10 protein-coding genes are annotated in these 14,707 nt (G+C 62.8%); 6 read left to right on the top strand and 4 right to left on the bottom strand.

Annotated elements, in window-relative coordinates; all coding sequences use genetic code 11:
* The first annotated feature begins 29 nt into the window (after positions 1–29).
* From B2U07_RS21030 to B2U07_RS21005, 6 genes are all read left to right on the top strand, one after another.
* Positions 30–989: an AAA family ATPase gene (locus B2U07_RS21030; protein WP_275546237.1), complete on the top strand. Its 960-nt coding sequence runs from the start codon at positions 30–32 to the stop codon at positions 987–989.
* Positions 990–1,087: 98 nt separating this feature from the next.
* Complete coding sequence (locus tag B2U07_RS21025) at positions 1,088–2,035, top strand: DUF58 domain-containing protein (RefSeq protein WP_275546238.1); 948 nt, start codon at positions 1,088–1,090, stop codon at positions 2,033–2,035.
* Positions 2,032–2,526 (top strand): DUF4381 domain-containing protein, encoded by a 495-nt coding sequence (locus B2U07_RS21020; RefSeq protein WP_275546239.1) that lies wholly within the window; start codon positions 2,032–2,034, stop codon positions 2,524–2,526. The genes B2U07_RS21025 and B2U07_RS21020 overlap by 4 nt, the downstream gene beginning before the upstream one ends.
* Positions 2,519–3,523: a vWA domain-containing protein gene (locus B2U07_RS21015; RefSeq protein ID WP_275546240.1), complete on the top strand. Its 1,005-nt coding sequence runs from the start codon at positions 2,519–2,521 to the stop codon at positions 3,521–3,523. The genes B2U07_RS21020 and B2U07_RS21015 overlap by 8 nt, the downstream gene beginning before the upstream one ends.
* A complete protein-coding gene (locus tag B2U07_RS21010) occupies positions 3,520–5,280 on the top strand; it encodes a VWA domain-containing protein (protein ID WP_275546241.1) in 1,761 nt (586 codons plus the stop codon). The genes B2U07_RS21015 and B2U07_RS21010 overlap by 4 nt, the downstream gene beginning before the upstream one ends.
* On the top strand, positions 5,277–6,917 hold the full coding sequence (locus tag B2U07_RS21005; protein ID WP_296277740.1) for a BatD family protein: 1,641 nt from the start codon (positions 5,277–5,279) through the stop codon (positions 6,915–6,917). The genes B2U07_RS21010 and B2U07_RS21005 overlap by 4 nt, the downstream gene beginning before the upstream one ends.
* Before the next feature lie 522 nt (positions 6,918–7,439).
* On the opposite strand, the gene B2U07_RS21000 is transcribed toward B2U07_RS21005, so the two are convergent.
* The 4 genes from B2U07_RS21000 to B2U07_RS20985 form a co-directional block, all read right to left on the bottom strand.
* Positions 7,440–9,794, bottom strand: a complete 2,355-nt coding sequence (locus tag B2U07_RS21000) for an efflux RND transporter permease subunit (RefSeq protein WP_296277737.1) — start codon at positions 9,792–9,794, stop codon at positions 7,440–7,442.
* Between the two features lie 18 nt (positions 9,795–9,812).
* Positions 9,813–10,907 (bottom strand): WD40/YVTN/BNR-like repeat-containing protein, encoded by a 1,095-nt coding sequence (locus tag B2U07_RS20995; protein WP_419096371.1) that lies wholly within the window; start codon positions 10,905–10,907, stop codon positions 9,813–9,815.
* Between the two features lie 192 nt (positions 10,908–11,099).
* Positions 11,100–12,470 (bottom strand): DUF1329 domain-containing protein, encoded by a 1,371-nt coding sequence (locus B2U07_RS20990; protein ID WP_296277735.1) that lies wholly within the window; start codon positions 12,468–12,470, stop codon positions 11,100–11,102.
* A 68-nt stretch (positions 12,471–12,538) separates the two neighbouring features.
* Positions 12,539–14,509 carry a DUF1302 domain-containing protein gene (locus tag B2U07_RS20985; RefSeq protein ID WP_296277734.1) on the bottom strand — a complete coding sequence of 657 codons (1,971 nt, stop codon included), beginning with the start codon at positions 14,507–14,509 and terminating at the stop codon, positions 12,539–12,541.
* Between the last annotated feature and the right edge of the window lie 198 nt (positions 14,510–14,707).

The raw sequence follows: 14,707 nt of genomic DNA, 5'->3' as shown, positions 1-14,707 counted from the left end.
GCCCGCTCATCCGCCAGAAGAGCCCGACGATGGAACACCGTGAAGCGCTGGTCGCGTTACGCCAATTTCTCTCTACCCAGATTCTCGGCCAGGACAAGCTCATCGAGCGCCTGCTGATCGCCCTGCTCGCCGACGGCCACCTGCTGGTCGAAGGCGCCCCCGGCCTGGCCAAGACCAAGGCGATCAAGGAGCTGGCCGAAGGCATCGAAGGCGAGTTCCATCGCATCCAGTTCACCCCGGACCTGCTGCCTGCGGACATCACCGGCACCGAGATCTACCGTCCGGAAACCGGGAGCTTCGTGTTCCAGCAGGGTCCGATCTTCCACAACCTGGTGCTGGCCGACGAGATCAACCGTGCCCCGGCCAAGGTGCAGTCGGCGCTGCTCGAAGCCATGGCCGAGCGCCAGGTTTCGGTCGGCCGCTCGACCTACGACCTGTCGCCGCTGTTTCTGGTCATGGCCACGCAGAACCCCATCGAGCAGGAAGGCACCTACCCGCTGCCCGAGGCCCAGCTCGACCGCTTCCTGATGCACGTGAAGATCGGTTTTCCCGATGCGGCCGTGGAGCGCAAGATTCTCGCCCAGGCCCGTGGCGATGCGCTCAATGGCGAGGCCAAACCCGAGCACCGGGTCAGCCAGCAGGCGGTGTTCGCCGCACGTAAGGAAATTCTCGGCCTGTACATGGCCGATGCGGTGGAGGAGTACCTGGTGCAACTGGTGATGGCCAGCCGCACCCCGGCCAAGTTCGACGCCGAGCTGGCCGACTGGATCGCCTATGGCGCCAGCCCGCGCGGTTCCATCGCCCTCGACCGCTGCGCACGCGCCCATGCCTGGCTGGCCGGACGCGACTTCGTCAGCCCCGAGGACATCCAGGCGGTGCTGTTCGACGTGCTGCGCCACCGCGTCATCCTGTCCTTCGAAGCCGAAGCCTCGGGCGTCGACCAGGATCGCGTGATCCAGCGCATCCTCGACGTGGTGGCGGTGGCTTGATGCAGCCGCGCGCTCCGCGCTTGTCTTGCGTAGCCCGGATGCAATCCGGGACCGCTCGCGTGTCTTCCCCGGTTTGCATCCGGGCTACGGACTGAAGCATGTCCAGCTCAACCCCGACACCCGGCATCCATATCGTCCTCGGCGAGCTCATCGACATGCGCCACAAGGTGCATGAAGTGCCGCTGTTCTCCACTCCGGCGCGGCGCAGCCCGCTGACCGGCCTGCATCACTCCAAGCTGCGTGGGCGCGGCGTGGACTTCGACCAAGTGCGCGTCTACCAACCGGGCGACGACGTGCGCACCATCGACTGGCGCGTCACCGCGCGCACCCAGGAGCCGCACACCAAGCTGTTCCATGAGGAGCGCGAGCGCCCCATCTTCATCATCAGCGAGCAGAGCCAACGCCTGTTCTTCGGCTCCGGCCTGTGCTTCAAGTCGGTGCTGGCCGCACGCGCCGCGGCGCTGATCGGCTGGGCCGCACTGGGCCACAACGACCGCATCGGCGGTCTGGTATTCGCCGACAACGAGCATCACGAGGTCAAACCGCGGCGCAGCAAGCAGAGCCTGCTGCAACTGCTCAACCTGCTGGCCCGCGCCAACCAGGCGCTGGGGCCAGAGAGCCAGGCAAGTACGAGCCGCGACAACTTCGGCCTGGCCCTGCGTCGCGCCCGCGAAGTGCTGCGCCCGGGCAGCCTGGTGATCGTACTGTGCGATGAGCGTGCCTTGAGCGACAACGCCGAACAGCAGCTGACGCTGCTCGCCCGCCACACCGATCTGTTGCTGCTGCCGTTGTCCGACCCGCTCGATCATGCTCTGCCAGCCGCAGGTTTACTGCGCTTCACCCAAAATGGCGCGCAGCTGGAACTCGACAGTCATAACGGCGACCTGCGCCAGGCTTATCGGGCTCAGTCCCAAGCTCGCGAGGCGCGCTGGCAGCGCTTGTCGCAGAAGCTCGGCGTGCCGCTGCTACCGCTGAGCACACAGTTCGAATTGGTCGAGCAGTTGCAGGAACAGCTCAGCAGCCTGCATCCGAGAAGATCCCTATGAACCCCATCGACCAGTTGCAACCGCTGATCGACCCGCCGCCAGTGCCCTGGTGGCCGCCTGCGCCGGGCTGGTGGTTGCTTGCCGTGCTGCTGCCGCTGCTGGTCTGGGGACTCTGGCGCGCGCTGCGCAACTGGCGACGTCGTCCGCCCAAGATGACGACACAGCAGGCGCTAGAGCCACTGCGCCAGGCGGCACTCGACGAGCTGGCCAGCTTGCGCAAACCCTACGACGGAGCACCTGCCGGCCCCTGGCTGCAGCAGCTCAATGCCCTGCTCAAGCGCCTGTGCCGCGAACGCTACCCGGACAGCGCCAGCCACACCCTGAGCAGCCGCGCCTGGCTGGCGTTTCTCGACAACCGCTGCCCGGCTGCCGGCCTCACCCGCTGGATGATCCTCGTCGACGGCAGCTACAGGCCGCAATGCACGCTGAGCGACAAAGCCATCGTAGAACTCGATCAGGCCGTCGCCACCTGGATTCGCAAGCATGTTTGAGTTCGCCTGGCCCTGGGTCTTTCTGCTCGCGCCACTGCCCTGGCTGCTGCGTCTGCTGCTGCCCGCAGCCGACAGTGGTGATGCGGCGCTGCGGGTCGGTTTTTTGGACGAACTGCAGGCACTCAGCGGTCGCCGCGCCCGTGCGGCCTTGCCCAGTTGGCGCCAGCAAGCGCCGCTGGTGCTGCTCTGGTGCCTGCTGTTGTGCGCCGCGGCGCGGCCGCAATGGGTCGGCGAGCCGCTGCCGCTGCCAGCCAGCGGCCGTGATTTGCTGCTCGCGGTCGATGTCTCCGGCTCCATGGATTACGCCGACATGCAGTGGGACGACGAGCCGATCAGCCGCCTGGATCTGGTCAAACGCTTGCTCGGCGACTTTATCGAAGGTCGCCGTGGGGACCGCGTCGGCCTGATCCTGTTTGGCAGCCAGGCCTATCTGCAAGCACCGCTGACCTTCGACCGTCATACGGTGCGCACCTGGCTGGACGAGGCCCTGATCGGCATCGCCGGCAAGAACACCGCCATCGGCGACGCCATCGGCCTGGCAGTCAAGCGCCTGCGCCAACGTCCGGCGCAAAGCCGGGTGCTGGTGCTGATCACCGACGGCGCGAACAACGGCGGCGAAATCGATCCGCTGGTCGCCGCGCAACTCGCCGCCGATGAAGGTGTGCGCATCTACACCATCGGCATCGGCGCCGATCCACAACAAAGCGGCGCGTACGGCAGCTTCGGCTTCAGCGCGCTGGACCTGGATGAGACCAGCCTGCGTGCGATCAGCGACACCACCGGCGGCGAGTATTTCCGCGCACGCAATCAGGCCGAGCTGCAGCAGATCGAGCTGACCCTCGACCGCCTCGAGCCGGTCGCCCAGCAACCCACCCTCGCCCGCCCTGCCCAGGCGCTTTACGCCTGGCCACTGACGCTGGCGCTGCTGGGCTCGCTGCTGCTGGTCGGCCAGGTGCTCTGGCCTGACTTGCTGCTGCGGCTAAGGAGACGGACATGAGCATGCTCTGGCCGGAATGGCTGCGCCCATTGTGGCTGCTGGCCGTACCCGTGCTGGCCTGGTTGCTCTGGCGCCTGTGGCATCGCGAGCGCCAGAGCGGGCGCTGGCAACTGTTGTTGCCGGCGGCGTTCCATCAGGCGCTGCTCAAGGGCGGCAGTGGTCGCTCCAGCAAATTGCCCTGGCTGGCACTCGGCCTGGCCTGGCTGCTGGCGGTGCTGGCGCTGCTCGGCCCCAGCTGGCAGCGCGTCGAGCAAAGCAACCAGAAGCCCGCCGATCCGTTGGTGATTCTGCTCGAACTGACCCCGCAAATGCTCGCCACCGACGGCCGCCCCAATCGCCTGGAACAGACCCGGCGCAAGCTGCTCGATCTGCTCGAGGCGCGCCGCGATGCGCAGACGGCGATCATCGTCTATGCCGGCAGTGCGCACAGCCTGGTGCCGTTGTCCGATGACCTGGCCACCAGCCGCAACCTGCTCGAGGCGCTGAAACCCTCGCTGATGCCCGAGCCGGGCCGTCGCGCCGACCTTGCAGTGGTGCGCGCACTGCAACTGCTCGACCAGGCACAACTGGGTCAGGGTCGCCTGCTGCTGATCACCAGCGCCCTGGATGACGAGGAACGCAGCAGCATTCAGCAAACGCTGGCAAAGCGCTCGGTACCGCTGCTGGTGCTCGGCGTGGGCAGCCGTGAAGGCGCTCCGGTGATGCAGGAGGACGGCAGCTTTCTCAAGGACTCGCGCGGCGCCATCCTGATCCCGCGCCTCGATGCACGTGGCCTGCGGGAAGCCGCCGAGGCTCATGGTGGCCGCTATGCGCCGATCCGCCTGGACGACGAAGACCTACGCCGCCTGGGCCTACTCGACGGCCCGCAGGCCATGCGCGCCGCCGGGGAGCCGACACGGCTCGACAGCCGTATCGACCAGGGCTACTGGCTATTGCTGCCGCTGCTGTTGCTGGCCGCCTGCGCCGGGCGCCGCGGCTGGCTGTTCTGCCTGCCGCTGTTGCTGATGCTGCCACCGCAAAGCAGCCAGGCTTTCGAGTCCGACGACCTCTGGCTGCGTCCCGATCAACAGGGCCAGCGCCTGCTGCAGGCTCAACGTCCGGCCGAGGCCGCGCAACGCTTCGTCGATCCACAGTGGCAAGGCAAGGCGCTCTACGAGGCTGCAGATTACTCAGCCGCTGCAGAGCGTTTCGCCAAGGGCGACAGCGCTGCCGACCATTACAACCGCGGAAACGCCCTGGCCAAGGCCGGCGAGCTGGAGGCAGCGCTGGATGCCTACGAGCAGGCGCTGGAGCGCCAGCCGGAGCTGGCCGCCGCGCAGTACAATAAGGCACTGGTGGAAGAAGCCCTGCGCCAACGCGACAATCAGCAGCAGAGCGGCAATGGCGATGCGGACGAGCAACAGGAGCCTGCCGACGAGCAGCTGCAGGCGAATGAATCTTCGGCCGGCCAGCCCGCCGAGGGCGCTACCGCGCAGCCGGCCCAAGCGGGCAGCATCGGCGAGAACAGTGAAAGCAGCGAAACGCCGGGCAGCGCTAACGGTGCCGGCGAAGACGACGCCCAGCCAGGCAACGACAATGAAACCCTGGACGCCGCCGAGCCCGTTGCGCAACCCCGGGCGGAAATCGACCTGGGCACCGCGGCCGAACGTCGACAAGCGCTGGAACAATGGCTGCGGCAAATCCCGGACGACCCGGCCGAGCTGCTGCGGCGCAAATTCTGGTATGAACAGCAACAGCGTCAGGACTCCAACCGATGAAGCATCTGCTCTCCCTGCTTCTTCTACTGCTCGCCGGGCAGGCTTGTGCCGAAGGCTTTTTCGCCAGCGTCGATCGCGCCCGCCTGAGCGAAGGCGAGACCGTGGTGCTGACGCTGGAGTCCACCGACCCGACCCGCTTCGGTCGCCCCGACCTGAGCCCGCTGGACAAGGATTTCGAGGTACTCGGCAGCCGCCAGGTCAACCGCCTGAGCAGCATTGGCGATACGCCACGTGCCAGCACCCGCTGGATCCTCACCCTGCAACCGCGCCACAGCGGCGAGGTGATCATCCCGGCGATTCGCCTGGAGGATGCCGAAACCCTGCCCATCACGCTGAATGTCGAGGAGGCCGTCAGCGCTGGCGATGGCGACAAGCTGGCGCCGGTGTTCATCGATGCCAGCCTCGATCAGCCAAACGTCTACGTACAGGCTCAGGCGGTGCTGACCCTGCGCATCTATCACTCGGTTTCGATGTATGACGACAGCAACCTGACGCCTCTGCGCATCGAGGACGCACGCGCCGAACAACTGGGCGAGCCGCGCACCTACGAGAAGAGCATCGGTGGCGTGCTGCACGGCGTGATCGAACTGCAGTACGCCATCTATCCACAACGCAGTGGCCAACTGCTGATCCCCGGGCAGACCTTCAGCGCCACGCTGGTCGACCGCTCGCGCAATAATGACTTCCTGCCCTTCGGGCCGCGCTCCGGCAAGGTCACGCGGGTCAAATCGCCGGACATCCCCCTGCAGGTCAAACCCAAGCCCGCCGACTATCCCGCCGACGCGCCCTGGCTACCGGCGCGGGCCCTGGGCCTGGCGGAAACCTGGAACCCGCAGCCAGAGCAGAGCCAGGTCGGCGACTCGCTGACCCGCCGCCTGATCCTCAAGGTCGACGGCCTGTCCAGCGCCCAGCTGCCGCCGCTGCCAGCGACGCAGGTCGACGGCCTGCGGCGTTATCCGGATCAGCCGCAGATGGACGATCAGAAAAGCGAGAACGGCATCATCGGCACCCGCGAAGAACGCGAAGCGCTGGTGCCCAGCCGTGCCGGCAGTTTCGACCTGCCACCGCTGGAAGTGTTGTGGTGGAACACCCAGACCGACACGCTGGAACGCACCACACTTTCTGCCCGTACCCTGCAGGTTGCGGAGAACCCGCAGTTGCAGAACGACGAGCAACCCAACACGCCGATGGTGACGACGCAGGTGATCGAGGGGCCGGAACTCTGGCCCTGGCAACTGGCCTGCGCCCTGCTGGGCCTGACCACCCTGCTCGGCTTCGGCCTGTGGTGGCACGCGCGCCGGCAACCGGCGATCCAGCGCGCAGCGCAGGCCGGCCCGAGCCCGCGCACGCTGCTCGACGACCTCAAGCGTGCCTGTCAGGCTGGCGACGCCCAGGCGACCCGCCATGCCCTCGATGCCTGGGCGCGACAGCAACCGGAGACGCTCGCCGACATGGCGGCGCGCTACGTGCCGCTGTCGGACGCACTGGACGGCCTCAATGGCGCGCTGTACAGCGAAACGGGCCAGCAGTGGCAAGGCGAGGAGCTGTGGAAAGCGATTCGCAACCTGCCTGCCACGCAGGAACCAAGCGCTGCGCCGCAGGACAACAGTGCACTGCCGCCGCTGTACCCGCGCTAGCGGGTAAGCGCGTGCAGTCTTGTCGATTGTTTCAAGCGCTTGCCGGTGCGAGTGACTCGTATGGGCTGGCAAGGATCGCGGATAAATCCGCTCCTACAGGTACGTAGTAGGCCGCATGGATCTATGGAGATAGTAACCACGCTCTGCGTGGGCACCTGTTTTTGGCACGCTGCGCGTCGTGCTTGGCAGCACGGGATGTCATACAGACCGTAGCGGACGCGAAGCGTCCTGGGCTGCACCTCCACGCAGAGCGTGGGAACGATCGATCACGGTGCTGTGCCCCTCAGGGAGGCGCCCTGGCCGGCAATCGAGCATTCGCCTGGTCGATAGCCGTGAACTCACTCACGCAGCCTGACCCTGGCCTTGTCGGCATAATTGCCGGCGAAGGCCCGGGTTTCATCCGGGCTACCAGTTGGCTCGGGCAGGCTATGCAGCCTTTGAGCGAGACCGTCTTGTCACTGCAAAGCCTTAAAACAAAAACCGCGGCCCGAGGGCCGCGGTTTTCGTTCTACGCCACAGGCATCACTCCTTGGCGCGCAGCTTCTCTGGGTTGATCAGGAAGCGGGCCAGTGCCGGCAGCAGCCAGATCGCACCGATCATGTTCCACAGGAACATGAAGGTCAGCATCAGGCCCATATCGGCCTGGAACTTGATCGCCGAGAAGATCCAGGTCGCCACGCCGATCGCCAGGCAAACGCCGGTGAACAGCACCGCCTTGCCGGTGGACTTGAGCGTCTCGTAGTAGGCGTCCTGCAGCGACAGCCCCTGACGCAGATAGGTCTCCAGACGGCTGTAGATGTAGATGCCGTAGTCGACACCGATACCCACACCCAGGGCGATCACCGGCAAGGTGGCGACCTTCACACCAATGCCCATGAAGGCCATCAGCGCGTTACCCAGCACCGAGGTCAGCACCAGCGGCAGGATCACGCACAGGGTCGCAGCCAGCGAACGGAAGGTCAGCAGGCACATGATGCTCACCGCCGCGTAGACCGCGATGAGCATGGTGGTCTCGGAGGCCGCGATCACCTCGTTGGTGGCCGCTTCGATACCGGCGTTACCCGCTGCCAGCACCACCTGCAGCTCGTCGGTGTTGTGCTGCGCGGCGAACTCTTCGGCGGCAGCCACGGCACGCGACAGAGTCTCTGCCTTGTGGTCCTCGAGGAAGATCAATACCGGAGCCACCGAACAGTCTGCGTTGTACAGGCCTTCAGCACGGGCGATGGAGTTGTTCAACACATCCTGGTTACGCGACAAGGTCTCCCATTTCAGGTTGCCCTCGTTCATGCCCTTGATCACCTGCTTGGACACCGTGACCATGGAGATGGCCGACTGCACGCCTTCGGTGTTCTCCATCTTCCACATCAGCTCGTCCATAGCCGACAGCGCTTCGTAGGTGGAGCAGCCTTCGGTGGGGGTTTTGATCATCACTACCAGCACGTCGGAGCTGGTCGAGTAGTTGCGGATGACGAAATCGTTATCCAGGTTATAACGGGAATCCGGGTGCAATTCCGGCGCGCCTTGGTCGAGGTCGCCGATCTTCAGGTTCTGCCCGTACCAAACGCCGCCAGCCAGCGCCACAACGGCGATGACCACAGAAATCGGCGCCACCATCGGATGGGCGAAGTTGGAAATGGCACGCCAGACCGGGTGATCCTTGGTGGCCTCCTCGCGACTCTTCTGCACCGCACGTTTACCAATGCCGATATAGGAAATCAGAACCGGCAGCAGGATCAGGTTGGTCAGGATGATCACCGCCACGCCCATCGAGGCGCCGATGGCCAGTTCGCGGATCACCCCGATATCGATCAGCAGCAGCGTGACGAAACCGACGGCATCGGACAGCAGCGCCACCAACCCCGGAATGAACAGCTGGCGGAAGGCCATGCGCGCGGCGGACAGAGCATCAGTCGCCTCGCCCGAGGCCATGGCGATACCGTTGATCTTCTGCACCCCGTGAGAGATACCGATGGCGAACACCAGGAACGGCACCAGCATCGAGTAGGGATCGAGACCGAAGCCCAGAGTGTGCAGCAGGCCAAGCTGCCAGATCACGGCGATCAGGGTGGTGATCACCACGGCCAGGGTGCTCTTGAAGCAGTGGGTGAACCACAGCAGCAGCACGAAGGTGATGCCGATGGCGACGGCAAAGAACAGCGCCACGCCCACCAGGCCATCGATCAGGTCGCCGACCTTCTTGGCGAAGCCGATGATATGCACCTTGATGTTGGGATTCTGCGCTTCGTACTTCTCGCGAATCTTCTCTTCCAGCTCGTGAGAGAACTGTTGGTAGTCCAGCTTGATCAGCTTGCTCTGATCGTTCGGGTCCGGGTAGGACTCGAGCAGCGGAATATCGACGATGCTGGATTTGAAGTTGTTCGCCACCAGGCGCCCGATCTGACCCGACTTGAGGATGTTGCTGCGCAGCTCCTCGAGGCTGTCGGCTGAACCGTCGTAGGTCTGCGGAATCACCTCACCCCCCGCGAAGCCCTCTTCGGTCACTTCGGTCCAGCGCACGCTCGGACTCCACAGCGACTTGAGTCCGGAACGGTCTACACCAGGAATGTAGAACGCCTCGTCATGGATCTGCCGCAGGGTTTCCATGTATTCCTTGCTGAAGATGTCACCGTCGGTGGCTTCCACCGAGATGCGCACCGTGTTGCCCAGGTTGGCCAGGTCGTTACGGTGTTCGAGCATCTTCTGGATGTACGGATGGCCCAGCGGGATCATCTTCTCGAAGCTGGTCTGCGGGCGTACCTGCGCAGCCTGATAGAACAGGAAGATGCTGATCAGCAGGCAGATCAGGATCACCGCCGGGCGATTGTTGAAAATCAGCCGCTCGAGGAAGGACGCGGGCTGTTGTTGATGCTTGGTCATGCAAAGGCTCCCGGCTTGTTATTGTTGGCCCAGATCGGCGCCGGTCGAAGCGGCGAGGTGAACGCCGCCCTGCCCCACCAGGATCAGGTTGCCGTTATCCAGTGCAGTTACCCCGGCCAGCGAAAGGCGGTCGGGACGATTGATCAGGCTGAACGTCTGGCCGTGATCCGTGCTGCGCAGCACCGTACCGCCATGCCCCACCACCGCGACGCTACCATCGCCGAGCAGCGTGCCATCGGCGAGACCGAATTCCAGCGGACCATTGTTCGGTGTGTTGAGGGAGATCTGCTGCCAGCTGTCACCGAAATCGGTGGAGCGGAACAGGTGGCCGCGCAGGCCGTAAACCAGCAGCGTGCCGGCTTCGTCGGTGCCCAGCGCGCCGAACAGCGAGCCCTCGTAGGGTTTGTCTTCGACGGTCTCCCAGGTTTCGCCCCAGTCGCGCGAACGGAACATGCCACCCAGCTCGCCGACAACGAACAGCCCGGCGCCCTTCACCGCGGTGATGGCATTGAGGTGATAGGCGTCTTCGTTGTCGAGACGATCGCTGATGTCTTCCCAGTTCTGACCACCATCGGTGGTTTCCAGCAGTGCACCGTAGGCGCCCACCGCGTAACCGGTCTGAAGATCCTTGAACCAGATATCCAGCAGCGGCGCTTCACGCTCCAGATCTTCGAACTGCTTGGTCCAGGTCAGGCCGCCGTCGGTGGTGGCGAGAATCTGCGCATCGTGACCGACCACCCAGCCATGCTGGGCATCGACGAAAAACAGGGAGGTCAGCATCTGCCGGGTCGGCACCTTGGCCTGCTCCCAGCTTTGCCCCTGATCGTTGGAATAGAGAATGTGGCCGCGGTCGCCCACGGCGACCAGACGCTCGCCAGTGTTGACCACATCAAGCAGCAGGCTGTGTACGGCCTTGGGTGACTCGATGGCATAGACAGCATCGGCTCCAGCCGTAGTCTCAGCCTGCAAGGGTGCGGCAGCGAAAGCCAGAATGGAAAGCACACTGCACAGCGAGAGCGCTTTAGCCAGCGGCGAATGGACACGGAGCGCCGATTTGCGCGCCTGCTTGGGCGCCAGACCGGACTGGGTGCGCCGCATGACGGGCTCACTCATATACCTTCCCCCTTTCTTGTTATAGGCGGTACTACTGATTCCGCCCATCCTAGCGAGCTTCGGAAAGCCCTGACAATTGGCGCGACGTTATGTTTTGTTAAGGCAAAACCCGCGTTATAGAAGCCTATTCGCCAAGCTGATACGAAAAGGCCGCTACTACTGTAGCGGCCTTCGCCTGAGGCTACACGACTATTATCGAGTGCCGCGGCGGCGCAGGGCAGCCGGTTTGAAATAACCGTCGTCCGGAACCGCCTGGGTGAAGTCGATGGTGTTGCTTTCTTCGTTATCCAGGTTCTGCACGTGGTAACGACGCGCCTGCAGATCGTGGAACACGTCGAGCGCGGACCAGGTGGTCGGCAGATCGTAGTAGTTCTTCAGATAGGCGATGGACACGCGCCACAGCTCACCACGACCGTCGTACTGATCCACTACCGCAGCCTGCCAGCTGTCCTCATCGAGGAACAGAGTACGCTTGGAGTAGATATGGCGGGCGCCGGATTTCAGCGTGCCCTCGACCACCCACACACGGTGCAGCTCGTTACGGGTCAGCGCCGGGTTGAGGTGACCGACCTGCAGCAGATCCTTGTACTTAACCTCGGGGCTGGTGACCTTGTAGTTGTTGTACGGGATGTAGATTTCCTTCTTGCCCACCAGCTTCCAGTCATAGCGATCCGGAGCACCGTTGAACATGTCGGTGTCGTCGGCGGTACGCAGACCGTCAGCCGCGGCGATCGGGATATCGTAGGCCAGGTTCGGCGCACGACGCACGCGGCGCTGGCCAGCGTTGTAACCCCAGGCCTGACGCGGCTCTTTCACCTGATCGAGGGTTTCATGAACCAGGGTCGCGCCACCGGCCAGACGCGCCGGGCTGGTAGTGAACGACAGGTAATAGAACATGATGTTGTTCAAATCGGCGAACGAGCCGTTCTGCAGGTAGTACTTGAACAGCGCTTCCTGCTGCGAGGTCACCAGCGAATAGGCGCCGTTGCGCTGCACGGCCACTTCCGAGGCACGGCGCACGATGTAGGTGCCACGGTAGCGGGCGATGTGGTTCCACAGCGCCTCGACACCATTTTGCGGAATCGGGAACGGAATACCGCCATAAGCGTCGGTGAAGCCGTTACCACCATCGGCCAGCTTGGCGCTGGTGGCGTTCTTGATGGTGTTGTCATAGACCCACTGCGGCGCGGAGCCGGAGCGGCGGGTCTGGTACACCGGCATCTGATAGGTTTCCGGGTAAGCCTTGAACATGGCGATCTGACCCGGCGTCAGATTGGCCTCGTACTGGCTCAGGTTGGCCGCTGTGATGGTGAACAGCGGCTTGTCGTCCGGGAACGGATTGACGTGGTGCTGGCCCGAGCGGGTGTAACCCGCCGGCGGCTGGGTGATGCCACCGGTCCAGGCCGGGATAGTGCCGGCAGCGTTGCCGGCCTTCTCGGCGCCGAAAGGGGTCAGGGTATCGCCAAGTTTTGCGGCTTCCTGCGGGGAAACGGCAGCCAGCGCGGAGCCGGCAGAAAATGCCAGCGCAACGGCTACGGCCATCAGCCTGTGCTTGTTCAGCATGGGTAATTCTCCATGAAGAGTCGTGACGGGCGCCCGCAAGCGCCCGGCGTTCTTTCCGATTTTGGTTATTAGAAGGAGTACTTGACGTTGACGCCGATATTGTCGCGATCACGCGCACCGTTGTTCTGGCCTGCGCCATAGAACTCGGTGTACTGGATCTCGGCTTCCAGGCTGTTCAGATAGCTGGCGCGCATACCGACGGTGTAAGCCTTGCGACCTTCGATAAAGTTACCGGTCTGGTGCGAGTTGCCTTCGAAGTCGTGCTTGAACACGGCGAACGGCGACAGGTTTACGCCGGCGTAGACGTCGTTCCAGGTGCCGGAGAGCACCAGGGTATAGCCGTAGGAGTTCTTGTTGATCTGGTCGTCGCGGTCATAGCCGGAGATATAGGAACCGTTCGCACGTCCGGAGTAGTAGCGCACGTTACCCTGGAAGTCTGTGTACTTCAGATCGCTGCCACGAATATGTTCAGAACCGAGCTCAGCAACACCAAAAAGGGAGTCGAAGCCCAGTGACGGGCCAAAGTTGTAGATACTGCCAATGGACGTGTTAAAAGCCTCAACACGTTCATAGTTGCTCAAGCGACGATTACCCAGACTTACAGTCTGCCCCCCCACTTGCACCTGCTGCCCCAAAGCGATCTGTGGCGCTTGCTGGAGAACTTGCCCCAACAGGTCGTTAGTTGTGGCTATACCAATCGGCAGGTTGGGACGATAGGAAAACTCACCGAATACCGACGCATTGCCCACAGTGGTATTGAAGCTCAGCCCCATCATCCTGATGTCTTCGGCATATTGGCGGCTTGCTTGAATTTGATTGGCCACGTCAACCGAGACCAAACCGCCAGCAATCTGCTGCGCAAGTGCAGGATCACCGCCAGCCGCCCCCTGCACCGGAGCACTGGCGACCAAAGCACCAAACTGCGCAGGAGTTAGCCCAGCATAAGCCCCATCAAGCTGAGCGTAGATCGCAGGCTCTTTGGCATGGTAGTTGACAAAATAAAAACCAAATTCCGTCGAATTCAGCTCTTCCGCTATATAACGAAACGCCACACCAAACTGCCCGTCATTCTTAGCATTCAGATCCTTCTTGATAGAAGCTACTTTAAATGCATTTGCATCGGCAAATGAGCTACCGCTCAAACCGTAAGCGGGGTTCATAACAGAGGCTTGATACAAGGACATACCACCAAAAGCGGCATTAGGCGCCAACGCGGTAGCTAAGTCACCACTCTCGTTGTATGCAGCACTACCGCCATCAGCGAACAGATCCGTCTCCGAAAAATAAGTCCCGACCGGATCGATAGCAGACTCTTTCCAGTTGAACTGGTAGAACGCTTCCATCGACAAGTTATCGGTCAAACCGATGTTGAAGCTCAAAGCCTCGACCGGCACCAATACTTCTTTCACTTCGGACCCTGGAAGGCGGAACTTGGCAGCATCGACCGGGTTGGTGGTGTTCACCCCACCGCGGTAGTACAAACCTTCACCCCAGTTGAATACCTGCTTACCGAAACGACCGGAGACCGGCATGTTGGCCACGTCCCAGTTGCCATAGACGTAGGCGTCAAGAATCTGCGCGTCACGACCAGCCTTGTGGCGGGTTTCACGTGTGAAGGTGTTATCGCGCGGATAGCTTTGGCTCGGCTGAGCCGGAGTGTTGGCGTCATAGTAATCGTTGCGCTTGTCCATGATCTGGGTGTCATAGAACGCAGTACCACGGATAAAGACACCGTAATTCTGATAGGACGCTTCCAGGTCACTGGTGATCTTGAACACTTCGGAAACCAGGCCGGTATCGAAGTTGCGGTTGCCATCGTTGGTGTTGATGTCGTTGTTGGTCTTGTCCTGGCCTTGTACGCGCCATAGTTGACCGTAGGAGATGGTGGTATCGAGGGAGCCGGTGATTTCGTTATCGGCGAAGCTGAACTCCACCGCATGAGCCTGGGCGGCGACCAGCAACGGCAGAACACCAGCGAACGCAAAGCCGGCCTTGGCCGGGGCAAAACGTAGAACGGGCTTGCGGGACTTAATTTCCATCGAGACTCACTCCGTGGACAGATCATTCTTTTGAGCGATCCCGAATCCGGGTCGCGATATGCCGTACTGGCGACGGCTTGTGTTTTTATTTTGTAGCGACGTGTTCCAACGACCAGCGAGAGCTTGCACGCGGTCAAGTCCTGCTCGGCACTGCAACCATAGTGCCAATTCAAACACTTGTATCAGCGCAAAAGCGCC

The organism is Pseudomonas sp. UBA7530 (assembly GCF_002479365.1).
GTDB lineage: Bacteria > Pseudomonadota > Gammaproteobacteria > Pseudomonadales > Pseudomonadaceae > Aquipseudomonas.
This window is presented reverse-complemented; position numbering and strand designations above follow the sequence as displayed.